The organism is Flavobacterium sp. YO12, assembly GCF_004119495.1.
In the GTDB taxonomy this organism is placed as follows: Bacteria; Bacteroidota; Bacteroidia; order Flavobacteriales; family Flavobacteriaceae; genus Flavobacterium.
The window spans coordinates 40,106-64,762 of record NZ_NRQU01000015.1 but is presented as its reverse complement, the minus strand read 5'-3'; the positions used below and the strand labels follow the sequence as shown (position 1 = coordinate 64,762).

At 33.3% G+C, this 24,657-nt stretch carries 21 protein-coding genes; 10 read left to right on the top strand and 11 right to left on the bottom strand.

What is annotated here, in order from left to right; translation table 11 throughout:
- Positions 1 to 9: 9 nt before the first annotated feature.
- The 3 genes from BOW55_RS07075 (at position 10) to BOW55_RS07065 (ending at position 3,877) form a co-directional block, all read left to right on the top strand.
- The gene (locus BOW55_RS07075) at positions 10 to 2,475 is read left to right on the top strand and encodes a TonB-dependent receptor plug domain-containing protein (RefSeq protein WP_129023567.1); all 2,466 of its coding nucleotides are present in this window, start codon (positions 10 to 12) and stop codon (positions 2,473 to 2,475) included.
- 111 nt (positions 2,476 to 2,586) lie between these two features.
- The gene (locus tag BOW55_RS07070) at positions 2,587 to 3,105 is read left to right on the top strand and encodes a hypothetical protein (protein WP_129023566.1); all 519 of its coding nucleotides are present in this window, start codon (positions 2,587 to 2,589) and stop codon (positions 3,103 to 3,105) included.
- Positions 3,106 to 3,151: 46 nt separating this feature from the next.
- Positions 3,152 to 3,877 carry a hypothetical protein gene (locus BOW55_RS07065; protein WP_129023565.1) on the top strand — a complete coding sequence of 242 codons (726 nt, stop codon included), beginning with the start codon at positions 3,152 to 3,154 and terminating at the stop codon, positions 3,875 to 3,877.
- Between the two features lie 182 nt (positions 3,878 to 4,059).
- On the opposite strand, the gene BOW55_RS07060 is transcribed toward BOW55_RS07065, so the two are convergent.
- The 6 genes from BOW55_RS07060 to BOW55_RS07035 form a co-directional block, all read right to left on the bottom strand.
- On the bottom strand, positions 4,060 to 4,761 hold the full coding sequence (locus BOW55_RS07060) for a DUF2971 domain-containing protein (protein WP_089054150.1): 702 nt from the start codon (positions 4,759 to 4,761) through the stop codon (positions 4,060 to 4,062).
- Positions 4,762 to 4,896: 135 nt separating this feature from the next.
- The gene (locus BOW55_RS07055; RefSeq protein WP_129023564.1) at positions 4,897 to 6,726 is read right to left on the bottom strand and encodes an ABC transporter ATP-binding protein; all 1,830 of its coding nucleotides are present in this window, start codon (positions 6,724 to 6,726) and stop codon (positions 4,897 to 4,899) included.
- Complete coding sequence (locus BOW55_RS07050) at positions 6,719 to 7,762, bottom strand: YhcG family protein (protein ID WP_129023563.1); 1,044 nt, start codon at positions 7,760 to 7,762, stop codon at positions 6,719 to 6,721. The genes BOW55_RS07055 and BOW55_RS07050 overlap by 8 nt, the downstream gene beginning before the upstream one ends.
- Before the next feature lie 5 nt (positions 7,763 to 7,767).
- Positions 7,768 to 9,495, bottom strand: coding sequence for a phospho-sugar mutase (locus BOW55_RS07045; RefSeq protein WP_129023562.1), 1,728 nt, complete (start codon positions 9,493 to 9,495; stop codon positions 7,768 to 7,770).
- A 90-nt stretch (positions 9,496 to 9,585) separates the two neighbouring features.
- Positions 9,586 to 10,542: a glycosyltransferase family 2 protein gene (locus BOW55_RS07040; protein WP_089054154.1), complete on the bottom strand. Its 957-nt coding sequence runs from the start codon at positions 10,540 to 10,542 to the stop codon at positions 9,586 to 9,588.
- An 8-nt stretch (positions 10,543 to 10,550) separates the two neighbouring features.
- Positions 10,551 to 11,081, bottom strand: coding sequence for a DUF4199 domain-containing protein (locus BOW55_RS07035; protein ID WP_129023561.1), 531 nt, complete (start codon positions 11,079 to 11,081; stop codon positions 10,551 to 10,553).
- 248 nt (positions 11,082 to 11,329) lie between these two features.
- Here BOW55_RS07035 and BOW55_RS07030 point away from each other — a divergent pair, with 248 nt between their 5' ends.
- Together BOW55_RS07030 and BOW55_RS07025 are read left to right on the top strand one after the other, a co-directional pair.
- Positions 11,330 to 11,584, top strand: coding sequence for a type B 50S ribosomal protein L31 (locus BOW55_RS07030; RefSeq protein ID WP_008464817.1), 255 nt, complete (start codon positions 11,330 to 11,332; stop codon positions 11,582 to 11,584).
- 367 nt (positions 11,585 to 11,951) lie between these two features.
- Positions 11,952 to 13,127, top strand: a complete 1,176-nt coding sequence (locus tag BOW55_RS07025) for a GlmU family protein (protein ID WP_129023560.1) — start codon at positions 11,952 to 11,954, stop codon at positions 13,125 to 13,127.
- A 107-nt stretch (positions 13,128 to 13,234) separates the two neighbouring features.
- Here BOW55_RS07025 and BOW55_RS07020 read toward each other — a convergent pair whose 3' ends face one another.
- Positions 13,235 to 13,678, bottom strand: coding sequence for a PepSY-like domain-containing protein (locus BOW55_RS07020; protein ID WP_129023559.1), 444 nt, complete (start codon positions 13,676 to 13,678; stop codon positions 13,235 to 13,237).
- A 200-nt stretch (positions 13,679 to 13,878) separates the two neighbouring features.
- Between BOW55_RS07020 and BOW55_RS07015 the strand changes: the two genes are divergently transcribed.
- The gene (locus BOW55_RS07015; RefSeq protein WP_089054158.1) at positions 13,879 to 15,513 is read left to right on the top strand and encodes an ABC-F family ATP-binding cassette domain-containing protein; all 1,635 of its coding nucleotides are present in this window, start codon (positions 13,879 to 13,881) and stop codon (positions 15,511 to 15,513) included.
- Between the two features lie 62 nt (positions 15,514 to 15,575).
- Here the strand turns inward: BOW55_RS07015 and BOW55_RS07010 are convergent, their stop codons facing one another.
- The 3 genes from BOW55_RS07010 to BOW55_RS07000 are packed head-to-tail and all read right to left on the bottom strand — an operon-like array spanning position 15,576 to position 19,044.
- Positions 15,576 to 16,733: an ABC transporter permease gene (locus BOW55_RS07010; protein ID WP_129023558.1), complete on the bottom strand. Its 1,158-nt coding sequence runs from the start codon at positions 16,731 to 16,733 to the stop codon at positions 15,576 to 15,578.
- Between the two features lie 2 nt (positions 16,734 to 16,735).
- A complete protein-coding gene (locus BOW55_RS07005; RefSeq protein ID WP_129023557.1) occupies positions 16,736 to 17,689 on the bottom strand; it encodes an HlyD family secretion protein in 954 nt (317 codons plus the stop codon).
- 11 nt (positions 17,690 to 17,700) lie between these two features.
- Entirely contained in the window at positions 17,701 to 19,044 is a 1,344-nt protein-coding gene (locus BOW55_RS07000; RefSeq protein ID WP_129023556.1) for a TolC family protein, read from the bottom strand.
- Between the two features lie 305 nt (positions 19,045 to 19,349).
- On the opposite strand from BOW55_RS07000, the gene BOW55_RS06995 reads away from it, so the two are divergent.
- From BOW55_RS06995 to BOW55_RS06985, 3 genes are read left to right on the top strand one after another with little or no spacing between them, the layout of a single operon-like run.
- Entirely contained in the window at positions 19,350 to 20,561 is a 1,212-nt protein-coding gene (locus tag BOW55_RS06995) for a hypothetical protein (RefSeq protein ID WP_129023555.1), read from the top strand.
- 58 nt (positions 20,562 to 20,619) lie between these two features.
- Positions 20,620 to 21,771 carry a porin gene (locus tag BOW55_RS06990; protein ID WP_129023554.1) on the top strand — a complete coding sequence of 384 codons (1,152 nt, stop codon included), beginning with the start codon at positions 20,620 to 20,622 and terminating at the stop codon, positions 21,769 to 21,771.
- A gap of 20 nt (positions 21,772 to 21,791) precedes the next feature.
- On the top strand, positions 21,792 to 23,222 hold the full coding sequence (locus tag BOW55_RS06985) for an anion permease (RefSeq protein ID WP_089054164.1): 1,431 nt from the start codon (positions 21,792 to 21,794) through the stop codon (positions 23,220 to 23,222).
- Here BOW55_RS06985 and BOW55_RS06980 read toward each other — a convergent pair.
- Positions 23,219 to 23,503, bottom strand: a complete 285-nt coding sequence (locus BOW55_RS06980; protein WP_129023578.1) for a GNAT family N-acetyltransferase — start codon at positions 23,501 to 23,503, stop codon at positions 23,219 to 23,221. The genes BOW55_RS06985 and BOW55_RS06980 overlap by 4 nt on opposite strands.
- Positions 23,504 to 23,814: 311 nt before the next feature.
- On the opposite strand from BOW55_RS06980, the gene BOW55_RS06975 reads away from it, so the two are divergent.
- Positions 23,815 to 24,474, top strand: a complete 660-nt coding sequence (locus tag BOW55_RS06975) for a YqiA/YcfP family alpha/beta fold hydrolase (RefSeq protein WP_129023553.1) — start codon at positions 23,815 to 23,817, stop codon at positions 24,472 to 24,474.
- Positions 24,475 to 24,657: the final 183 nt, after the last annotated feature.

Here is a 24,657-nt window from a genome sequence, read left to right as displayed (position 1 = left end):
CCCAAATAGTTGTATAATAATAGGTTCATATTCGCCTTGTTTTTTCTGTTTTTCACATGTGCTTTGTTTGCTCAAAACGGTCATGTTAAGGGCATTATTGTCGACGATGAAAATAATATTGTTTCTAATGTAAATATCACATCAGGTAAAAATAGTACACAGTCTGATGCCAATGGTTTTTTTGAAATTGATGTAGTTTCAAACAAAAAAGTTTCGATAATTTTTACCCATATTTCTTTAAAAATGATAAGCTTAACGGTGAATTTAAAGCCAAATGAGTTTTTTGTTTTTAATCCGATAATGAGTAATTCTGAAGAACAGATGGGAGAAGTTTTTGTGTCTTCCAAAAATAGAAAACGTGTTCAGGGAATTGCAACAATTGATGTAACAGCAATAAAAAAAGTTCCCGGTGCAAATGCAGGTGTAGAAAATATCTTAAAAACACTTCCGGGTGTAAATTCAAATAATGAACTTAGTACACAATATGCAGTACGAGGCGGTAATTATGATGAGAATTTAGTTTACGTTAATGAAGTCGAAGTTTATCGTCCGTTTTTAATTCGGTCAGGGCAACAGGAAGGATTGAGTTTTACCAATACAGATTTGGTTCAAAATGTAGATTTTTCGGCAGGTGGATTTCAAGCTAAGTTTGGAGATAAATTATCATCAGTTTTAGATATTACTTATAGAAAACCAACTCGGTTTGGTGCTTCCTTAGAAGCCAGTTTTTTAGGAGGAAGCGCTTCTGTTGATGCCGTTTCGAAAAACAAAAAATGGTCAGCAGTAACTGGAGTTCGCTACAGAAATAATAGTTTGCTGGTAAATAGTCAAGATACAAAGACAAATTATACGCCGACTTTTGCTGATTTTCAAACTAATATAAATTATGATATTTCTGAAAAATGGCAGATGAGTTTTCTGGGAAATGTTTCGCAGAATAAATATTTATATCAGCCCTTAACCAGAGAAACAAAATTTGGGACTATCGATCAGCCAATGGCGCTTAATGTGTATTATGAAGGTCAAGAAAAAGATCAATACGATACTTATTTTGGAGCTTTAAAAACAACTTATAAAGTTTCGCCATCGCTTACTTTAAAATTAATTGGATCATTATTTCATACGACAGAAAAAGAGCATTTTGATATTTTGGCGCAATATCGTTTAGGAAATGCGGCAGCTGAGGATGGAACTAACGAGACAGCGGTTGATTTTACTCGAGGAATTGGATCGCAGTTGAATCACGCTAGAAATGATTTGGATGCTTTAATTGCAAATGTTGAAATTAAAGGTGCTAAAGACTGGAAAGAAAGTCAGCTTGAATTTGGATTAAAATATACCAGAGAATCAATTCGAGATAGAGTTATCGAGTGGGAGGTGATTGATTCGGCTGGATTTTCAGTAAATCCGCCTTTAGTTATGCTGCCAAAAAACAATCAGCCTTATACTCCTTATGAAGGTCCGCTTTTACCATATCAAAACGTTCGAGCGACAAATTTTAATACGATAAACAGATTTTCAGGTTACGCACAATGGAATAAACAATCCGAAATTGGTTCCAATCAAATTTGGTTTCATGTTGGTGCTCGTTTTCAAAGCTGGAATGTTTCGGGTGCCGCGGTTGAGGGAAAAAATCAGTTTGTACTGAGTCCGAGAGCGCAATTTGCAATAAAACCAGATTGGGATATGGACATGGTTTTCAGAATTTCTGGAGGATTATATCATCAGCCGCCTTTTTATCGAGAACTCCGTGATTTGAATGGAGTAGTGAATCCGAATGTAAAAGCGCAGGAAGCGGTTCATGTTGTTTTGAGTAACGATTACAATTTTAAAATGTGGAATCGCCCTTTTAAATGGGTTACAGAAGTTTATTATAAGTCACTTTCAGACGTAAATGTGTATTCGATAGATAATGTTCGAATTCGATATGTTGCCAATAATAATGCTAAAGCATATGCACAAGGTTTGGATTTTAGATTGAATGGAGAATTTGTGCCCGGAACGGAATCTTGGGTTAGTTTTGGATATTTGAAAACCGAAGAGAATTACGAGAACAAAGGTTATATAGCGCGTCCGACAGATCAGCGTTTGAAATTTGCAATGATGTTTCAGGATTATATGCCAAATATTCCAAGTGTAAAAGTGTATCTTAATTTAGTGTATAATACTGGTTTGCCTGGAGGCGCACCAGCTTATTCTGATCCTTATTTGTATCAAAATAGATTAAACGATTACAGAAGAGCTGATATTGGTTTTGCTAAAGTTTTTGTTGACAGCAGTACTCAGAATGCTAAAACAGGCTGGCTTAAAAATTTTAAAGAGTTATCTGTTGGATTAGAGATTTTTAATATTTTCAACAATCAAAATGCGATTACGAATACTTGGGTTCGCGATGTTTATTCTAAAAACCAATATGCGATCCCGAATTTTATGACTTCAAGAGTCTTTAATATAAAACTGAATGTAAGGTTATGATAAGGAAACGGGAAAATAGAAGAAGGATTTATTATGTTCCCGGAATGATTTCTTTAATTGTTATTCCTTTACTGTGTTTTTATCATTTTTATAAAGTTGATGCTTTTAAAGATGAGCGATGTATTGATATTAATGTTCCTAGTGACTCTACTGAGACAAGGATTGTTTATGGCTTATAAAAGGAATTATAAAGTTTTTAATTTTAATAATTCTTTGGATTTAGAAAGAAAAAAGTTAAATAAACTTCAATTTGATTTAAAAGAATTAAATCGTACAAATGATACAATAAATGGAATTCAAGTTTGTTTTGGCGCTAAGATGAAATATGAAGTTTATATTGAAATTTTGGATATCTTCTTTGCTGAAAAAGAAACATTGTTTATGCAATATAAAAACAACTTTTTTGTTTTGAGAATACCAAAGCCTAAGAATCAAATAAGTGTAAAAATTGTCCCAATTACATGTGGTTATTTTGAAGCTAATAAAGATTATATCTTGGAACAGGAGAGAAAGAAGAGGTTCGAGTATTATTTATCTTTGTATAAACAAAATTGGATTGTGTTTTTAGGTTATCTTGGAATTGTGTTTCTCAATATCTTTGCTTTAGTAAAATTCAATAAAAACAGATAATACGATCAAAAATACTATATTTGATATTCTAATATAATTTGCAAGCATGAAAAATTCCTTAAAATATATAGCCTTAATAATCATCGGTACATTAATGAGTTGTAAAGATGAAGTACAGCAAAAGCCAAAAGTAATTTATGATGGTTCAAATAAAGTTGGAGCTGTCGCAAAGAGTGATTCGACACAAATTGAAATTGCAGATTTGCCTATTCAGATGGAAGGAACGAATTATTTAATTCATCCTGTTGGTGATTTAAGGGTTTTTGAAAAGGGGTCAAAAGCACGTTACGGATCTTCGAGCGTGAATGATATAAGCTTTACAATCTCTAATTTGGGAGAATATGAAATTACGGGATATCTTCAGAATTTAAAATTTCAAAAAGTAGATTCAGATTCAATTCGTCCGCTTTCAGATAAACCGGTTTTAATTTTAACCGCTACTTATTTGAAAACGGTTGCAGACAAAACGCAGAATAAAGTTATGGTTTATACTTTAACAGATTCAGATACTAACAAAGATGGTAAAATTGATACAAGCGATATTAAAACGTTGTATTTAAGTGATATCAGCGGGGAAAACTTCACAAAAGTTTCTGCTGATTTGCAAGAATTGGTAGATTGGAATTTGATCGAATCTAAAAACCGTTTGTATTTTAGAACTATCGAAGACACGAACCAAAACGGGCAGTTTGATAAAAACGATGTTTTGCATTACAATTATATCGATTTGACTTCGAAAAAATGGGAAGTGAAAAATTATAAGCCTATATAGAGATTCTGAGGTTTTTATAGATTGAAAGAATTAAGGTGATTTTTACGCTTTATAAAATTAAGAAAGGCGTGTAGAAATTTAAAATTTTCTACACGCCTTTCTTATTAGTCACAATTAGAAAAGTTTTTAATCTGTGATAGGATAAAAACGTAGCATCTTAGTATCTTAGAACCTTAGCTTCTTTATATTAATATATCACTTTCCAAATCTGATTTTTCGATGTCAAAATCATGATCTAGTTTATGAACTAAATCAATTACAAGTTTTTTATACCAGTTCTCCGATTTAGGGTGTATATAAATTTTTTCGATAAGGTATTTAAGGTCAACATTGATTCTTAGACCATCGTTTATTTTGAGATTACTTTTGGAAGTATCGGTGATAATTCGGACCTCGCGTTCGTATTGAAAGCTTTTTCTTTTGAATAAAAACGGAAAGAATAAATCATCAAACGGAATGTATTCTCTTTTGTAATCGATGTAATTTACTTCGCCTATATATTGGTCGAAATTGTTTTCTGGTTTTAAAGCTTTCTGTAATCTTCCAATTGTAGACTGAATGGCTAATCCTTCGCTGTTTTGAGTAAAAATCTGCCACATTGCAAACGATTCGTATTCATTTATATGCCAGCTGCTGATCGCAACTTTTTCTCGATGCGTTTTGTAGTAACTTAGGAAATCAGGATTGTCAACCGCAAGTTTTTTTATTTCTTCGTAAGTAGGTTCGCTGAAAGTGCCTTCGTATTGATCTTCGAATTTGTCAGAACGAGACATAAATAACTTCTTCGAAAGTAATAGATCTAGAAATTTAGATAAATCAAGATATTTCCAAACAATCGTATTAGGATCATCTGGCAGTTTGATATTAGGGTTGTTAATATACATTTTTAAGAAGCGTTAAAAAGTTTATTCTTTAACTAACCTAAAGTTATAAAAATAAACACAGATTAAAGAAATTAAAATCAGGTTTAATAATTCTTTAATCTGTGTTCGTTTGTTTGTTAAGTCTTTGTTTTGTGTTTAAGACTCGAAAGACTGCATAGTTACCAGTTTGTTGTACGTGCCGTTGTGGGCAATTAGTTCGTCATGTGTTCCTTGCTCAACAATTTTTCCTTTTTGCATTACTACGATTATATCTGCTTTTTGAATTGTCGAAAGACGGTGGGCAATTACAATAGAAGTTCTGTTTTGCATCATGTTTTCTAAAGCTATCTGAACAAATTTTTCGCTTTCAGTATCTAATGCAGAAGTTGCTTCATCCAAAATCATAATCGGCGGATTTTTTAATACTGCTCTTGCAATCGATAAGCGTTGTTTTTGCCCGCCAGAAAGCTTATTTCCGCTGTCTCCGATATTGGTATAAATTCCCTGCGGAAGATCTTTTACAAACTCATATGCATTTGCGATTTTTAAAGCTTCGATTATTTCATCATCAGTAGCGTCTAGTTTTCCTAATGAAATATTGGCCTTAATAGTATCATTAAATAAAATGCTGTCTTGTGTAACTAGTCCCATTAAGCTGCGAAGCGATTGCAGGTTCATATCCTTAATGTTGATGCCGTCAATAGAAATTGTTCCGTCGTTTACATCATAAAAACGAGTCAGTAAGTTTGCAATAGTACTTTTTCCACTTCCAGATTGACCAACAAGTGCAACAGTTTGTCCTTTTTTAATTTGAAGAGAAAAGTCTTTTAAAACCGTTTCTTCTTCGTATTTAAAGTTGATGTTTTTAATATCGATATTATCGTCAAAAGTCGATTTTTCAATAGCATTTTCTTTAGAAACAATAGTGTTTTCTTGTTCCAAAATTTCAAGAACACGTTCTGCTGCGGCATTTCCTCTTTTTACTCCATAAGAAGCTTTAGAAATGGCTTTTGCAGGAGTTAGAATATTATAGGCCAATCCCATGTAAGCGATAAAAGCGGCGCCTTCTAAAGTTTTATCAATTAAAACCATCTGTCCGCCGTACCAAAGTAAAATGGCAATAACAGTAATCCCCATAAACTCACTCGCAGGAGAAGCTAAGTTCTGACGGTTTCCAATACTGTTTGATAAATTGAAAAAACGTTCTGTTGAATTTTGAAAAACGGTATTAAAGTAATTTTCAGAATTATAGCCCTTTACTACTTTTAATCCGCCAATTGTTTCTTCGATAGTAGATAGAAATCTTCCTTGTTCTTCTTGAGCTTTTGTGGATTGTTTTTTAAGCTGTTTTCCAATCAAAGAAATGATATATCCTGAAACTGGAATAAAAATAAAAACAAACAAAGTCAGTTTGGCACTGATGATAAGCATGGTAGCTATCGTAAAAATAATAGTTAAAGGTTCTTTTACGATAAGCTCTAAAATTGCTAAAAATGAATTTTGAACTTCGTTTACATCTGCAGAAATTCTAGAAATTACATCTCCTTTTCTTTTTTCAGAATAAAAAGCTAAAGGAAGCTCTAGTGTTTTTTTGTACAAAGCATTTCTCATGTCTTTTAAAACACCATTTCTCAAAAAATTGATAAAAAACATCGCTAAATAATCGGCTAAATTTTTTAATAAAAAGATCGAGATGATTATAGCAACCATAATGGAAAGAACGTAACCAGATTCGTGAGTTCCTTTTGTTGTGGTAATATAGTAGCTTAAATAGTCTTCCCCATATTCCTTAAGCTGTAAAATTCCTTTAAATACAGGTTTTACATTGTTTGCTTTTGTTTTGTCAAATAACACCTGAAGCATCGGTATTAAAGCAACAAACGAAAGTGTACTGAAAAGCGCATACAGAACATTAAAGAAAATGTTTAAGAATGCATATTTTTTATATGGATATATAAAAGGAACTATTTTTTTGAAATTACTCATTTTTATGGATATTGTTTTCTGCTATAGCGATGGCTCTTTCGAGTTTTTCGAGCAATAATTTTTTTTCAGGTAATTGGGTTAAATATGCCGAAACTTTGATTTGGTCATCGTTGTCAAGCATTAAATAATTAATTTGTTCTGGAGATTTTTCACTGCATAAAATTAATCCAATTGGTTTGTTTTCTCCTTCTTTTTGTTCGTTTTTCTCCAACCAGCGAAGGTATAACTCCATTTGACCTTTGTATGAAGCTTTGAATTTTCCTAGTTTTAAGTCAATTGCGACCAAACGTTTTAAGCCGCGATGATAAAAAAGAAGATCAATATAAAAATCTTCATCATCTATAGTGATTCGTTTTTGGCGGGCAAGAAAAGCAAATTCGCTACCCATTTCAGTAATGAAATTTTGTAATTGAGCTAAGATTGAACTTTCTAAATCTTTCTCCGAATAAGTGTCGTGAAGACCTAAGAAGTCTAAAAAGTAAGGATCTCGAAAAGTTAAATCAGGACTAATTTGTTTTTCAGTTTTTAATAACTCGAGATCGTTAAGGATTGTTTCTTCTGGTTTTTTGCTGATGGCAGTTCTTTCAAAAAGCATGCTGTCAATGCGTTCTTGTAAGGTTCGTACACTCCAGCGTTCGTGAATGCTCATCTGAATGTAGAATTCACGTTTTATATCGCTTTCAATATAGATAAGTGATCTAATATGAGACCATGTCAATTGTGCACACACTGTGTGCACAATTGTAATGTCTTGAATTACAGTGTTTAGTTTGATGAAGCTGTGTAGGTTTCTTTTGTTGAAACCACTTCCGTAACGTTCAGAAAGTTCATGGCTTAGATTTAGAATAAGTTTCTTGCCATAATCTGCTCTATCGTTTTTTAGAATTTCATCATTGATGCTTCTGCCAATCTTCCAATATAAGAGCGTTAATTCCTGATTTACTGTTTTGGCAACAAAATGACGAGTCTGATCTATTAGTCCAATTATTGAATCTAATAGTTCAGGTTTATCATTTGTTTCCAGTTTGGCACTCATTATATTTATTTCAATTGCATATCTGCAATGATGTTTTGAATTTTTCCGTCTAAGAAACTTTCTGCGGCATCAAAATCTAGTACAGATTCTAATTCAGCATTTACACTGATGTAAAACTTGATTTTTGGTTCTGTTCCACTTGGTCTTGCGCAAATTTTAGAGCCGTCTTCAGTATAATAAATCAATACGTTTGATTTTGGAATATCCATTGAAGATTCTTCGTTTGTCAATAAGTTCAATGCAGTTGATGATTGATAGTCTTCAACCATAATTACACGTTGACCGTTTACTTCTTTTAGAGGATTTTGACGTAAATTAATCATCATTTGATTAATTTCTTCTAAGCCTTCCATGCCTTTTTTGGTCAATGAAACTAAATATTCTTTGTAAAAACCATTTTCAACATAAAGTTGTAAAAGTTCTTTATAAACAGAGCTTCCGGCAGCTTTTGCCTGAGCAGCAACTTCACATATTAATAAGGTAGCAGCAACAGCGTCTTTGTCTCTAACTGCATCGCCAACCATAAAGCCAAAGCTTTCTTCACCGCCTCCAATAAATTGAAGTTCAGGAAAATCTTTGATCATTTTAGCAATCCATTTAAAACCTGTTAAGCCAACTTTACATTCTACGCCATAACTTGTAGCCAGCTCCATCATCATTGGAGTTGAAACAATTGTTGAGCCTATAAATTGTTTTCCGTTAAGTTTACCTGCTTTTTTCCATTGTTTCAATAAGAAAGAAGTCATTAAAATCATGGTTTGATTTCCGTTAAGTAAAATCATTTTACCATCATTGTTTCTTACGGCAACTCCTAGACGATCACAATCAGGATCTGTTCCAACAACAATATCTGAATTGGTTTTATCTGCCAAAGCCAAAGCCATTGTTAAAGCTTCTGGTTCTTCTGGATTTGGAGATTTTACTGTTGGGAAATCGCCGTTTGGTTCAGCTTGCTCAGGAACAATGTGTACGTTTGTGTATCCAGCTTGTGATAAAGTATCTGGAACAGATTTTATAGAAGTTCCGTGCAATGAAGTAAATACAATATGTAAATTGTCTTTGGCTTCAGCCGGAGTATTAAAACTTGCATTTTCAATTGAAGATTTTACAAATGCTTTGTCAATTTCAGTATCGATATATTGAATTAAGCTCTCATTTGCATTGAACTTAATTTTGTCGTAGCTTAAATTTTCTATCACATTAATAATCGCAGCATCTTGTGGAGGAACAATTTGTCCGCCATCTTCCCAATACACTTTATATCCGTTATATTCAGGAGGATTGTGCGAAGCAGTAAGAACGATTCCGCATTGACAACCTAAATATTTAAGAGCAAAAGACAATTCAGGAGTTGGACGCATATCAGAAAACAAATAAACCTGAATTCCGTTTGCAGAGAAAACATCGGCAACCACTTTTGCTAAAGTGTTACTGTTATGACGACAATCGTAAGCGATAACTACTTTTAAAGGCTGATTTGGAAAAACTTCATGAAGATAATCAGAAAGACCTTGAGTGTTTTTTCCAAGTGTATATTTGTTGATTCGGTTATTTCCAACACCCATGACACCGCGCATTCCGCCAGTTCCAAATTCTAGATTTTTATAAAAGCTTTCTTCAAGTTCTTTTGGCGAAGTAGTCAATAATTCTTTAACAGCTGCTTGCGTTTCTTTGTCAAATGTTGGAGTCAACCATTCGTTTACAGCATTCAATATGTTAGGTGCTATATTCATGTAAATGTCTTTTTAATATTTTTTAAATAAAAATAAGTTTTTTCAGGAGTCGATCCTGTTTCCTATGTCTGAGAAGGTAAAGTATTTCGATTAAAAATTAACCTCTCTTGAAACCTTATAGCGTTCTTCGTTGTTTTTGGTTCTCAAAATGATTTCTCCTAGAAAACCTGCTAAAAAAAGCTGAGTTCCAAGAATCATTGTGGTTAACGCAATAAAAAACCACGGATTACTAGTTACCAGGCTGTACTTCATTCCGTTGTACATATGGTATAGTTTTGAAATACCAATGTATCCCGCAGATAGAAATCCGATAATGAACATTAGTGAACCTATCGCTCCAAATAAATGCATTGGTCTTTTTCCGAATCTTGATAAAAACCAAATCGTAATTAAATCTAGAAAACCGTTTATGAAACGATCCATTCCAAATTTAGTTTCACCATACTTACGCGCTTGGTGAATAACCACTTTTTCGCCAATTTTATTAAAACCAGCATTTTTTGCCAAAACTGGAATGTAACGGTGCATTTCACCAGATACCTCAATGTTTTTTACAACTGTGTTGTTGTATGCTTTTAGTCCGCAGTTAAAATCATTCAATTCAACACCCGAAGTTTTTCTGGCAGCCCAGTTGAATAGTTTTGAAGGCAGATTTTTTGCTACGACAGAATCGTAACGTTTCTTTTTCCAGCCAGAAACCAAATCGAATTTCTGAGCTGTAATCATTTCATATAATCCTGGAATTTCATCCGGACTATCTTGTAAATCGGCATCCATTGTAATAATTACATCGCCTTTTGCTTTTGCAAAACCAGCATGCAAAGCCTGCGATTTTCCAAAATTTTTCATAAAACGAATCCCTTTTACATTTGGGTTTTCGTTTGAGAAACGTTCAATAATATTCCAAGAATCATCTGTACTTCCATCATCCACAAAAATGATTTCATAAGAGTAATTGTTAGATTGCATCACTTTAATAATCCATGTATATAGTTCTTGAAGTGACTCCTCTTCATTTAGAAGCGGTATAAGTATAGATAAATTCATTTATATTTTTATTCTTGTGTAGATTTGCTTTTGAAAAATGCAGCTAAAATTAATCCTAAAATTGAGTAGCCGACAATACTGAAAATTAAAGCTTTTAGTTGTTCTATAGTTGAGAAAGGACTGTTTTCTTTCATTTTAGCTAAAGCTTCATTTACAGCAGAGGCTGGTGTTCCAAACTTTTGTAAAGTTTCAGCCATGTATTTTATAAGTAACTCGTTTACGGTGTCTTTAGCGCCTGGATCGACTACATTAAATAATATAATACTAAATAAGGTAGAAATTGCTAAAGCAATTATAGTAGTTATAAAAAAAGTGGTAAATGCATCTTTAAACGAAAAAAAGCCGTTGATTTCTTTTTTTGTTTTAACCAATAATAGGATGCCAATTATTAAATAAAGCACAAATGTTAGACCGCCTACCCAGCCCGAAACAAATAATTTTAGATCTATAGCATACATTGTTGCAGTAATCAAAGCTAGGATGATTCCTAGAGTAATGCCGTAAGTAACTCCATTCTTTTTAATAACTTCATTAATCATATTTCTATAAGTTTAAAATTAATCCACAAATATAGTAATTCCCAGTATAATCGAAGATAAAAAAAGCTTTTCGAAATAAACTAAAAAAAAGTGAGCTAAGTATTTGTTTATTAAAAAAGAATTGTAAATTTGCACACTCAAAAATAATTAAATTTTTAAACAAAAAAGAGTAGAGTTGTTTATACCTTTTTCTAACCATGGAAAAGCTTCAAAATAAAAATGCTCTAAAACAATAAATAAAAGAAAAGATGAAAAAAGGAATTCACCCAGAAAATTACAGATTAGTTGCATTTAAAGACATGTCAAATGACGAAGTTTTTATCACTAAATCTACTGCAGATACAAAAGAAACAATTGAAGTTGACGGAGTTGAGTATCCAGTTGTAAAAATGGAGATTTCTAGAACATCTCACCCTTTTTATACTGGTAAATCTAAACTTATCGATACTGCAGGACGTATTGATAAATTCAAAACTAAATATGCAAAACACGCTAAAAAATAATAGCTGTTTACAATCATACAAAAGCCTTCCAATCGGAAGGCTTTTTTTGTACAATAATTTATTAGGTGCGACTCGAGCGATAGCGAACTGGCGAAGCAATTCACGAATTATTTTATTCTAAATTATTAAAAGACAAAAACTAGATTTTAAATATAGAATGTGGTTTCAACCATGCGGTACGTGTTGCAGATATATTGTGTCCCATGGTTGAAATCACGGGCTATGTTTTTTTTATTATAATTAAGAGCAATACGATTATTCATGAATTAATTACTATCTACTAAAACAATTTTAGTAAAAAAAATAAATATTTGTAACTTTGACCCTGATAACCAAATCAAGATTTTAACAAGTACAAAATTTATTTATGAATTATATTCTTTTTGACGGTCCGGTCCGAAATGCTTTACTGCCTTTTACTTTTACAAGACCTGTGGCTGATATTCTAATTGGAATTATGACGATTCGCCAAAAATGGGAATCACGTCTAGGTTCTACTATTACAACAATTACTGAGGATTACTTATCTGCCAAATTTCCGATGGTGGAAATGGAAGAAAATGTAATGATTAATGCGGCGTATTTACCAAATGATGCACTGGCAGAATTAATTTCTGATTTAAAAGAAAATCAGGCGATCTTTAAAGGAGATGATGTAATTGCTTTTTTTACAACAGAAAATCAAGAAGAAGTTGATTTTGATTCATACGAAGTTATTCAGTACAATGAAGATTGTTTGACGGTTGAACATACATGGGATATTTTTTCTAAAAATGACGCTGCGATTCGTGCTGATTTTGCTTATTTGACAGAAGATAGAAAGTCACAGCCAATTCCTAAGAGTGTAAATGTTATAGCGCCTGAGAATGTTTTTATCGAAGAAGGAGCAAAATTGGAGTTTGTAACTTTAAATGCATCAACAGGACCTATTTATATAGGTAAGAATACTGAAATCATGGAAGGAACTGTAATTCGCGGTCCTTTTGCTTTGTGCGAAAATGGTTCAGTAAAACTTAATGCTAAAATTTATGGAGCAACAACAGTTGGTCCAGGATCTAGAATAGGAGGAGAGGTTAAGAATTCTGTTCTTTTTGCCAATTCAAACAAAGGACATGATGGATTTCTTGGTGATTCAGTTTTGGGAGAATGGTGTAATATTGGTGCAGACAGTAATAATTCAAATCTTAAGAATAATTACGAAGAAGTAAAATTGTGGAGTTATGAAACAGAAGGATTTGCAAAAACAGGTCTTCAGTTTTGTGGTTTAATGATGGGTGATCACAGCAAATGTGGCATCAATACTATGTTTAATACTGGAACTGTTGTTGGAGTAAGTGCTAATATTTTTGGTTCTGGATTTCCTAGAAATTTTGTTCCAAGTTTTTCTTGGGGCGGAGCAGCAGGTTTTACAACGTACGTAACTAAAAAAGCTTTCGAAACTGCCAAATTAGTTATGGGAAGACGAAATATTGCTTTTGATGAAATAGAAGCTTCAATTTTAGAGCATATTTTTGAAGAAACTAAAAAATGGAGAAAAGATTAATTAGATAATTAGTCAATTTGAAAATTAGATAATTTTTTGAACCCGACAAATTTTTAAATTTTGTCGGGTTTTGCTTTATAGTAGATTTTTAAATTTATCAGTTTTTGTTAATTGTCAATCTTAGTGAAATCTCCTTTTGTGTTGAATTTTAATTCTAAACCGTTGGTTAGTTTTGTTTCATAGCCAAAAGACCCCAGTTCAATTTTGGTTACTTTTTCTTTAGGAAAATTTGCTTTTACGTAAGAGGCAATTTTTTTTGGGATGATAGACGTTGGAAGTTTAGCGCCTTTACCATCAACTTCTTTCCAGTTTCCTTTTTTGTCAAATTCGATTTCAATTTTATTATCAAATTGAACTTTGTATTCTGTAGAGAGAATTTCTTTATCCTCTAATATGTAGCTTGGTTTTTTTGAACCAAAGTGCGTTTTTAAGAAAGTTTGAGCATTTGCTGGCAAAGCTTCTTTTTTAATTACCGTTTTTTGAGCATTTGCAGAAATTCCAAATACTAGCGTTGCAATAAGACTGATAGTTAGGTTTAATTTAGTTCTCATATTTTGCTGATTTTTAAATTCTTATACAAGATAAGATTAAATTTTGTGAATATGTAGGAATATTGATGTAATTTAAAAAATCCTGCTGCTCTGTAATCTAAATAATATTGTCTAATACTCTAATTAATCTATCTTTGCAGCACGAAAAAAATGGGTAGTCAAATAAACGATTAACCGATTAAACAAATTCACAGAAAGTAATGATTACAGTTAACGATATTTCGGTTCAGTTTGGTGGAACTACATTATTTAGCGATGTTTCTTTTGCTATAAACGAAAATGATAAAATCGCCCTTATGGGTAAAAATGGTGCGGGAAAATCGACACTTTTAAAAATAATTTCAGGACAAAGCAAGCCTTCTACAGGAAGTATTTCTACACCAAAAGATGCTGTTGTGGCTTATCTGCCTCAGCATTTATTGACCAAAGACGGCTCTACTGTAATGGAAGAAGCTTCTAAAGCTTTTGGTGAAATTTTTAAAATGAAAGCCGAAATCGACGAAATCAATGAGCAGTTAACAGTTCGTACGGATTATGAAAGTGATGCTTACATGAAATTGATCGAGCGAGTTTCTGACTTAAGCGAGAAATATTATGCAATTGAAGAAGTAAATTACGAAGCTGAAGTTGAAAAGATCTTAGTTGGTTTAGGTTTTGAGAGAGAAGATTTTACACGTCAAACTTCTGAATTTTCTGGAGGATGGAGAATGCGTATTGAATTGGCTAAAATTTTACTTCAAAAACCAGATTTGATTTTACTGGATGAGCCTACCAATCACATGGATATTGAAAGTATTCAATGGCTGGAAGAATTTTTACTGACTTCTGCTAAAGCGGTTGTAGTAATCTCGCACGATAGAGCGTTTGTAGATAATATTACAAATCGTACGATCGAAGTAACAATGGGAAGAATTTACGATTATAAAGCTAAATATTCACATTATTTAGAACTTAGAAAAGACCGTCGTATTCATCAGCAGAAAGCTTATGATGAGCAACAAAAAATGATAGCTGATAACAGAGCTTTTATCGATCGTTTTAAAGGAACGTTTTCAAAAACCGATGCAGTACAATCACGTGTAAAAATGCTTGAAAAACTTGAAATTGTTCAAGTTGATGAAGTAGATACTTCTGCATTGCGTTTGAAGTTTCCGCCGGCGGCACGTTCTGGACAATATCCTGTTGTAGTAAAAGAAATGTCTAAATCGTACGGAGATCATGTCGTTTTTAAAGATGCTAATATTGTAATTGAACGCGGTCAGAAAGTTGCCTTTGTTGGTAAAAATGGAGAAGGAAAATCGACCATGATCAAAGCAATTATGAAAGAAATTGGTGTTGATGAAGGAAGTGTTGAAATTGGACATAACGCACAAATTGGATATTTCGCTCAAAATCAGGCTTCATTATTAGATGAAAATGCAACTATTTTTGAAACTATCGATGCAATTGCAGTAGGAGATATTCGTACACAGATTAAAAATATTCTTGGAGCGTTTATGTTTCAAGGTGATGATATTACCAAGAAAGTAAAAGTGCTTTCTGGTGGAGAAAAAACACGTTTGGCAATGATTAAATTGTTGTTAGAACCAGTAAATTTATTGATTCTGGATGAGCCTTCGAATCACTTGGATATGAAGACAAAAGACATCATTAAAGATGCTTTGCGTGATTTTGACGGAACATTAATCTTGGTTTCTCACGACCGTGATTTCCTTGACGGATTAGCGACTAAAGTTTTTGAATTTGGAAACAAACGTGTGAAAGAGCATTTTGAAGACGTAGCAGGTTTCCTTGCGCATAAAAAAATGGATTCTATGAGAGAGATTGAAAAGTAATTCTCTCTTTAAAAAATATAAAGGCATAAGTTGATTCTTATGCCTTTTTTTATGTCAAAAAATTATGCTTCTTTTAAAATGCTTTTCTTTTTAAAATACAAAGCAATGTAAGCACCAACTGAGCAGACTGAGCCAATAATAATCATATTCCAGATTGGTGTTGTAGTTTGTGAAAAAGCACCGTCTTCAATAATTAGAATTCTAAAAGCTTTTAAGAAATGAGTCAACGGAATCACATTTGCGATCGCTTGAACAGCCTGAGGCATTTGGCTTAAAGGCCAAGTAAAACCGCTTAATATAAAGCTTGGCGTTGCAATTACCATCAAAATTTCTGTCGCTTTTAATTGATTTGGAACGACTACACTTACCAAAATTCCGATGAAGGAAACAGATAATACAAATATTCCAGCAATAAAAGTAAGCGGTAGTAAATTTTCATAAAACGGAAGTCTGAACCATAAAGTAAAAAGCCAGTAAATAAGCCAGACTCCAAAGCTCATTATGAGATATGGAATTATTTTTACGGCAAGCATTTTGAAAATTGACGGGCATCTTTTTACTAAATCTTTAAAAGTCCCGTTTTCAAATTCAGAAGCGAAAGAAAGTGCTAATCCGAGTAAAAGCACTTGCTGCAGTACCGTTGCAAGAACGCCCGGCCAAAGAAAATACATATAGTTGGTGCTGCGATTGTATTTTTTTATAAAAGTAGTTTTGAAAGGCTCGTATTGCGACATCAGTAAATTTTCTGGGACACCTTGTTTTCGTAATGTTTCAATTTGAACGCCTGCTTTTAATGTTCCTAAACAAACTTGTATAGCAGTCGAAGCATAATTAGCTGTTAAAACATTAGATGTATTTACAATAGTTGTAATTTCTGGATATTTTTTAGTGAGCGTCATTTTTTCAAAATCTTTTGGAATAATAACCACGCAGGTGGCTTCTTTTTCAATGGTAATTTTCGAAAGATTATTTTGATCGTACAAAATAGAAGCAATCGATAAAACTTCATTATCCTCAAACATCTGAACCGCTTTTGAGCTTAATTCACTTCTATCCTGATCAACTACAATTATGGGTAAATCGGTTACCTTGCCTTTACCATAAACATATCCCAGTAAAACACCATAGAGTATTGGTGCGCCAATGAATAATATTCGGAGCACTTTGTTTTTCCAAAATAATTGAAATTCCCGTTTAAGCAATGAAAAAAAGTTTTGCATAGTTAAAGCGATAAAGTAACAGTTGTTTTTGTAATAAGATCTTTGGCCTGCTCCATATTTGAAGGCGTTATTTTTATTTCGAATAAGCTTTCCTGCATTTCGTAATCTGGATAAGCAGTAGCAATATTTCCGTAAGCCCCCAATTGTTTTATGGTAGTAATTGTTCCTTTAATATTTTCTTTTTTATATGGAACCTGCACCGTTATTTCTTGCCCTTTTTTAAACTTGTCCAATTGTTTTTCAGGTATTGTAAAGCGAAAATAAGTACTGTCTGCAATATAGCCATTAAACAAAGTGTAACCCGGCAATGCAAGTTCGCCAAGATTTAAAGTAATGGTTTCGATACTCATGCTCTGCGGAGCAATTATATAACGTTCCTTATTTGCGGTTTCTACTTCCTGCAATGCGCCAAGAGCTCTGTCTTGCTGTCCTAAAGCCATTGTTTGCTGTTCGATTCGAGCGCCTTTTTTTGCATCATCAAGCTCGGCAATAACTGCATTATACTGCGCTTGTGCTCCTTGATATTTGGCAAAAGTTTCATCATAAGTTTGTTGAGAAATCAAAGAATCTTTCAGCATATTAGTCAATCGTTTGATTGATTTTTGAGCAAACTCGTATTGTTCCTTTAATCCCATTTTTTTAGCCTCGAGCTGTTTAATTTGGTTTTCAGTAGCGCCTTTTACTGCCATTTTATATTGTGCTTGTGCCGAGATTACTGCGCCTTCAGCCTGACTTTTTTTAGCATCTACTTCTGGAATGTCTAAAATTGCCAATGTATCTCCTTTTTGTACAATGTCTCCTTCCTTGACAAAGATTTTTAGAATCTTGCCGGGAATTTTGCTGACAACTGCAATTTGTTCTTTTTCTATTTTTCCTTGAATTGTATCCTCTTTTTTTGCTTTTTGACAGCTTATTAAAAGAAGAATTACGACAGCGGTTATAATTATTTTTTTCATAAATAGAACTTTTATTTAGATATTTTTTTTGATAAATCGCCCGTGGCAATTATAGTTTCAATAGCGGCAAGCCTTTGTTCAATCAATGTCGTTGTTTTGTTTACAGATGCTTTATAAGAGTCGTTTTCTGCTTCAAGACGTTCTGATATATTGATTAAACCTTCTTTATACTGTTTTATGGCCAGATTTAAATTATTGTTTGCCACTTTTTCCTGCTGTTGCGTAATGTCTATTTTTTGAGTCAGCACACTATAATCAACGAGATTTTTTTCAAGCAGAAGTTCGAGTTTTTCTTTAGTATCGTCAATTTGATTTTGAACTTGTTCAATGTTTATTTTAGCTTCATGCACTTTGTGTTTTCTTTCAAAGCCAGAAAAAACTTCCCATTTCATCGCAGCTCCTACAACCCAGTTGTTGCTTATTGTAGCTTCGTTTAAACCTAAATATAAAGCTTGATTAATTCCAGTAATTATTGGTGTAGTAGCATTTGCATCAAAAAGACTGGAATACGAAACTCCTCCAAATGCACCTAAAGTTGGCAGATAAGTTCCTTTCTCCTTCTTTAATAAATATTCATAAGCAGATTTAAACGATTCCAATGCTTTTATTTCTTGTTTGTTTTGCGTGCTTAATTTTTCGTCTGTTATTAAATATGGGTTTAAGTCGTAATGAACATTTTCTATTTCAGTAATAGAATACCCCGTTAAATATTGAATTTTTTTATAAACTAACTTTCTTTTCCCGTCGAGTTCAATTTTTTTTGAAGCCAGTTCTAATGAAGCCAGCTTAATTTTATCTCGATCATACGGAATGGCAAGTCCTTGTTCGATTGCTTTTGTGACACGTTTTGTTTCTGTTTCTAGTCGGTTTTCGCTTTCCTTTAGCAGTTTGTCAATCTCCTTCAATAATGCTAATTGATCAAAAGTGTTAATGACTTCTTTTGTGATTTGATCTTTTTCAGATTCTTTTAAAAATACAGTTCCTTTAGTTTTTTCTTCAATAGCTTTTGCTCCATTCGGAATTTGCATACCGCTAAACAATACCGTTTTTGCCATTACACTTCCGTTAAAGATGTTTCCATAATTTTTAAAAGCAGTTTTGCCGTCAAATAAAGGATAGTTTACAATTGGAATAGTAGCCGTAGGAAGATCTACAGTAAGTTTATTGTCAAAATAAGTATAAAGAGCACTTGCTTCAACCGTTGGAATGTACTTATTCCAAACACTTTTTTCCTGAAGATTCAATTTTTCAATGTCTAAATCTTTGTTTTTTAAAGAAGCGCTTTTTTCGATAGCCTTCTGGATCGCATCATCCAAAGTCGATGAGACCTCAATTTGGCCATACCCGCAGGTCATTGAAAGAAAAAAAGAAAAAGAAGTACATGTTTTTTCATCGCAATTTAATTTCTATAATTTGACAAATCGTAAAACAGATTTTGTAAGACATTACAAAAGAAGAAGATGTTCATAAAGAACGCTTATCTACAAATATAAGAATATAAGTCTTACAATATGACCTTTTTGAGAAGTAAAATTGGGCAAAAAGGCTGTTTTTATTTAGTGCTTTATAGTGTAAAATAGAAAGTTGTATAGTGGTGTTAAAACTTTGTCTGTTTTTTCATACCTTAGTCAAACCAAAAACTAATTAACTAATTATTAACATGAAAAAAAGTATTCTATTTTTTGCGGTTTTAATGAGTAGTTTGTTTAACCCTTTGTTTTCTCAAACAAATGATGAACCTGTAGCTTTAGGTTTGCCTGGGGACAACCTTAATTTATATGCTGTATTAGATATATTTCAAAAATCAAAAACTTTGGAAGATTTTGAAAAAGCATTAAACGATCCAGAAACTAAGGTTAATAATTTAGATTTAAATAATGATGGAGAAATCGATTATATTGAAATCGAAAGTCATAAAGAAGGAAATACACATGTTATTGTGCTTCAGGTAGCTGTAAATAGTAAGGAAACTCAAGATGTTGCAGTTATTGAAGTTGATAAAGACAAGAAAAATAATGTTCACGTTCAGGCAATTGGAGACAAAGATCTATATGGAGAAAACTATATAGTTGAACCTTCAGATACAGCTGTAGGAACACCAAATCCCGGTTATAAAGGAGACCAAACAGTAATTGTAAATAATAATACAACTAATAATTATAATACCACAACCAGTCCAAGTTATGTAAGTACAAGTGTGAGTGCATGGCCGGTAGTGTTGTTTTTGTTTTCTCCCATATATGTAGCGTACAGATCGCCTTGGTATTGGGGTTATTATCCTCCATACTGGCGTCCGTGGCGTCCAGTTTATTATCATGACTATTGGGGGTATCACGGACATTATTACAACAATCGTTATTACCGAAGAACTACCGTTATAAGAAATCCTAGATATTATAATAATTATGCTACCAGAAGAAATTCATCCGTAGTAGTTAGGGATAACCGAGTTAACGGACGTTATAAAGGGACTTATAATGGCAGGGATTATAAAAGACCTGCGCCGGTAACGCCTTCAAGGCCTTCAAGACCAGGAAATAGTACAAGACCGGTAACTCGACCAACAAATCCGTCGACAAGACCTGGAGGAACAACTAGACCAGTAACACGTCCAACAAATCCTGGCACAACAAGACCGGTAACGCGACCAACAAACCCAACAACTAGACCCGGTGTGACAAACCCTGGTACAACAAGACCAGTAACTCGTCCTGCAAACCCGTCAACAAAACCTGCGGTAAGACCAACACAGCCTGTAACTCGCCCCGCAGCGCCAGTAACACGACCAGCAACTCGTCCGGCGCCTAATCCAGCACCAAATAGAAATACAGCAGCCCCAAGGCCGGCAAATCGAAGTTCAGATAGAAGATGAGAGGAGAATAAAAAGTAAGCAGAGATAATATTGTACTAATTTTTTATTTAAAGTCTTTATGAATAAACCTTTACTAGTAAAAATTATTTTTATCCTTTTGATAATACCACATTTTGTGAATGCCCAAACCGCTGCAACTCAAACTGCAACAGATTCTGATGATGGTGTTAAGTATCCGCAGTTTCAGTTTAAAGGGCTTTTTCAAGCTCGATATTTAGAGAGTTTTGGTGATAATGTAGATGTAATGGGAGTTCATCACTCTACAGGAGATGCTACTCAAAGTACATTTGATATTAAAAGAATGCGTGTAGGATTGAATACAAAACTTAGCGAAGCTACGGAAGTTGTAATATTAGTAAATCTAGCCGATTTTAAATCAGATACAAAAGGAAAGGTGCTGGAGAATGCTTATGCAAAATATACTTTTAATAAATATATAGCGATAACAGGCGGGCAATTTCGTCCAGCTTTTGGTATAGAGGAATTGGTTCCTGTGGACATTATTAAATCTTTCGATTTCTCTAATCAATATTATGAATTTGGAAAAAACGGATGGACGAGTTTTCAAATTGGAGCTTCGGCAAGCGGAAACTTTGACATTGGAAAAATTCCTGTAAACTATGCTGTTTCGGTTTTAAATGGAAACGGTAAAAATCAGGAAATGGATAAAGATAACGGAAAACAATATTCTACACGCTGGGTTTTTGGATTGTCAAAGGAACATAAGATAAATTTAGGTTTGAATGCTGGAACTGGTAAGGTTTTCAAGGAAAAAGTTTTTGCCTTTGGAGCTGATATTACCAGCGATTTTAAGTTGACAGATAAATTTACTTTTGATTTACAGATAGAGTACAAGCAAGGTACAAATCATAATTTATATTTTTCGTTGCCGGCTGATACAAGAACTCCTGATGTTTCTGATTACCAAATGCGCGGAATTTATTTTCTGCCTAATTTAAGATACTCCGTTAATTACAAAAAACTGACCTCTTTAGAATTGTCATGTCGTTTTGAAAGTTTCGATCCGAGTTATAAAATTAATTCAAATGTTAGGCAGACTTATACGCCAATGATTAGTTTTGAATTTGGAAAAGCGTATACAGGTCGTATCGAAATGGGATTTGAAATAGACAGATATGCTCGCAATATCCCAGACACCTCTTCTTATAATGATAATTTGTTTCTAATTCAGTTTCAATGCAGACTGTAGTCTAATTTAATCCTAATTTTATGAAAGAAGTAAAAATCCCTCAAACCTTAATTACGCTTGCAGTTGGAATTGCAATTTGGTTAATCCCTGCGCCAGATGGTGTAGTAATCGAAGCATGGCATTTGTTTGCCATTTTTGTAGCTACAATTTTAGGAATTATTCTAAAAGCTGCTCCCATGGGTACAATGTGTATGATTGCCATTGCTTTAACCGCTTTTTCTCAGGTTTTGGCTCCCGGCGATGCAGGTAAATCAATTACTTTGGCTCTAAAAGGCTTTGGAGATAAAGTGATTTGGTTAATCGGAATTTCATTTTTTATAGCAAGAGGATTTATAAAAACAGGTTTAGGAAACAGGATTGCTTTTTTGTTTATTAGAATATTTGGAAAAAGTTCATTGGGTCTGGCTTATGGCTTAGGTTTAGCCGATTTGGTTTTAGCTCCTGCTGTACCTAGTAATACCGCTCGAGGCGGAGGAATTATTTATCCTATTATGAAATCGATGTCAATGAGTTTTGGATCTATGCCGGATCAACCTGAAACACATCGAAAATTAGGATCATATCTTACCTTGAGCAGTTATAATGCAAATTTAATTGCGTCTTCTATGTTTTTGACAGGAACAGCAAGTAACCCTATGTGTCAGAAGTTTGCGCTTAATTTAGGAATAAAAATTTCTTGGATGTCATGGGCTGCAGCAGCAATAGTTCCGGGCTTGTGTGCTTTTTTTGTAATTCCTTTTGTATTATATAAAATTTATCCGCCTGAACTTAAAAAAACGGGAGATGCACCGCAAATTGCTGCTCAGAAATTGAAAGATATGGGGCCAATTACCCGTAACGAGTGGATGATGCTCTTAACGTTTTTTATTTTGTTATTTCTCTGGATGACTGGTGATTTGTTTTCTATTGATGCTACAACAACGGCTTTTATTGGTTTGGTAATTTTGCTTTTAACTTCAGTTCTGACTTGGGATGATGTAAAAGCTGAAAAAGGAGCTTGGGACACAATCGTTTGGTTTTCAGTTTTAGTTATGATGGCGAGTTCGTTAAACGAACTAGGTTTTATAAACTGGTTTAGTAATGTAATAAAAGCAGAAATAGGAGGTTTGAGCTGGCAGATGGCATTTCCTATTATTGTGCTAGTATACTTTTTTAGCCATTACCTTTTTGCCAGCGCAACAGCTCACGTAGCGGCAATGTATGCGGCGCTTTTAGGAGTAGGAGTTTCACTAGGAGTTCCAGGATTGCTTTTAGCTTTTATGCTTGGTTTTGTAGGGTCAATTTACGGAACTTTAACGCATTACGGTCATGGGCCGGCACCTGTTTTTTTTGGGAGCGGCTACGTAGATTTAAAAAGCTGGTGGGTCAAAGGTTTAATAACCGGACTTGTAATGCTTTTTATTTATATGGTAATCGGCGGTATGTGGCTTAAGCTGATAGGTGATTTTTAGATTCTAATTCCCGGAGGAAGCAATTCTTTGTATTTTGGGTTTTTCTTGAAAAAAGAAACAATTTTTGGATGGATTGGAACTACTCTCAATTTTTTTTCTGTGCTCAGCTCCATTATGTTTTTAAGTAAGGTGTCGATTACAGCTTGATTTTCGTAGTTTTCTGGAGTGTTGATTTTTGTTAGGAAAATTTTCTTTTCCTGAAATGAATATTCAATGCTTAATAATCCTTCTGGAACTGTGGTTTCAAATTGTCTTGCAAAAGTATTGTCTTTGATTTCCATAGTAATTTCAATAGATTCCATAATTTGTCATGTTTTTATTAGTCGTTAATATGTAATAGAGAATGGGGGTGGAACAATCTCATGTAGAATTCTTTTTGAAAATTTTAAAAAATGTCGGACTACAAAGGTAATCATTTGATTTTCAATATTAGATTATTTTTTGAAATCTCTATTTTGGGTATGGAAGCAGTTGTTTTTTTTGTTTATTTTTTTAGAGTTTTAATTATGGTGCAAGATTTGCTGTGGGTACAACTAAAAAAAGTACTTTTAACTTGAAATTATAGTCATAATTGTAACCCATTTTCAAACAAATGAGCAAAATCCCTGTATATTTTATGCCCGGTTTAGCAGCAAGTCCTGCCATTTTTGAAAGAATCAAACTAGATGAAACTATTTTTGAAATGTGTCTGTTGGAGTGGGAAATTCCAAAGCCAAAAGAATCATTGTCTGATTATGCAATGCGAATCAGCAAGAATATAAAACATGAAAATCCTGTTTTAATAGGAGTTTCTTTTGGAGGAATTTTGGTTCAGGAGATAGCAAAACACATTCAAGCCAGAAAAGTAATTATTATTTCAAGTGTTAGAAGTAATGTTGAGTTTCCTAGAAGAATGAAAATTGGCAAAACCACAAAGGCTTATAAACTGATTCCAATGAAGTTAATTTTAAACATTGAGAATCTTGCAAAATACTCTTTTGGCGAAAAAGTCAATAAGCGCATTAAGTTGTATGAAAAGTTTTTAGCGGTTCGTGATCTTAATTATTTACAATGGGCAGTAGAATCGGTTATTTTATGGGATAGAAATCAAATCGATGAAAAAGTGATTCATATTCACGGAGATCAAGATGATGTTTTTCCTATAAAGTATATTAGTAGCTGTATTGTTGTAAAAGGCGGAACTCATATTATGATTCTTAATAAGTACAAATGGCTGAATGAGAATCTGCCTTCTATTATATTAGAGAATTAAATTCCAATTTTAAAAATCCAAATTCCAATTCTTTGAAGTTTCTAGCGCAATCTTGTCATTTCTCCTTCGTCGAAATGACAAACTAAGCGTTGGTCTCGTGTTAGAAAGAAAATTTAAAATAAAAAAAATCCCAAATTCACAATTAATTGGAATTTGGGACTTCAATCCCGATAGCTATCGGGC

Coding starts and splice junctions, on each gene's coding strand:
- BOW55_RS06995 (WP_129023555.1), top strand. CDS start 19,350: ATGAAAAAAAGTATTCTATTTTTTGCGGTTTTAATGAGTAGTTTGTTT.
- BOW55_RS06990 (WP_129023554.1), top strand. CDS start 20,620: ATGAATAAACCTTTACTAGTAAAAATTATTTTTATCCTTTTGATAATA.
- BOW55_RS07055 (WP_129023564.1), bottom strand. CDS start 6,726: ATGAGTAATTTCAAAAAAATAGTTCCTTTTATATATCCATATAAAAAA.
- BOW55_RS07030 (WP_008464817.1), top strand. CDS start 11,330: ATGAAAAAAGGAATTCACCCAGAAAATTACAGATTAGTTGCATTTAAA.
- BOW55_RS07060 (WP_089054150.1), bottom strand. CDS start 4,761: ATGTATATTAACAACCCTAATATCAAACTGCCAGATGATCCTAATACG.
- BOW55_RS07045 (WP_129023562.1), bottom strand. CDS start 9,495: ATGAATATAGCACCTAACATATTGAATGCTGTAAACGAATGGTTGACT.
- BOW55_RS07040 (WP_089054154.1), bottom strand. CDS start 10,542: ATGAATTTATCTATACTTATACCGCTTCTAAATGAAGAGGAGTCACTT.
- BOW55_RS07070 (WP_129023566.1), top strand. CDS start 2,587: ATGAGCGATGTATTGATATTAATGTTCCTAGTGACTCTACTGAGACAA.
- BOW55_RS06980 (WP_129023578.1), bottom strand. CDS start 23,503: ATGGAAATCAAAGACAATACTTTTGCAAGACAATTTGAAACCACAGTT.
- BOW55_RS07025 (WP_129023560.1), top strand. CDS start 11,952: ATGAATTATATTCTTTTTGACGGTCCGGTCCGAAATGCTTTACTGCCT.
- BOW55_RS07065 (WP_129023565.1), top strand. CDS start 3,152: ATGAAAAATTCCTTAAAATATATAGCCTTAATAATCATCGGTACATTA.
- BOW55_RS06985 (WP_089054164.1), top strand. CDS start 21,792: ATGAAAGAAGTAAAAATCCCTCAAACCTTAATTACGCTTGCAGTTGGA.
- BOW55_RS07020 (WP_129023559.1), bottom strand. CDS start 13,678: ATGAGAACTAAATTAAACCTAACTATCAGTCTTATTGCAACGCTAGTA.
- BOW55_RS06975 (WP_129023553.1), top strand. CDS start 23,815: ATGAGCAAAATCCCTGTATATTTTATGCCCGGTTTAGCAGCAAGTCCT.
- BOW55_RS07010 (WP_129023558.1), bottom strand. CDS start 16,733: ATGCAAAACTTTTTTTCATTGCTTAAACGGGAATTTCAATTATTTTGG.
- BOW55_RS07000 (WP_129023556.1), bottom strand. CDS start 19,044: ATGACCTGCGGGTATGGCCAAATTGAGGTCTCATCGACTTTGGATGAT.
- BOW55_RS07050 (WP_129023563.1), bottom strand. CDS start 7,762: ATGAGTGCCAAACTGGAAACAAATGATAAACCTGAACTATTAGATTCA.
- BOW55_RS07005 (WP_129023557.1), bottom strand. CDS start 17,689: ATGAAAAAAATAATTATAACCGCTGTCGTAATTCTTCTTTTAATAAGC.
- BOW55_RS07015 (WP_089054158.1), top strand. CDS start 13,879: ATGATTACAGTTAACGATATTTCGGTTCAGTTTGGTGGAACTACATTA.
- BOW55_RS07035 (WP_129023561.1), bottom strand. CDS start 11,081: ATGATTAATGAAGTTATTAAAAAGAATGGAGTTACTTACGGCATTACT.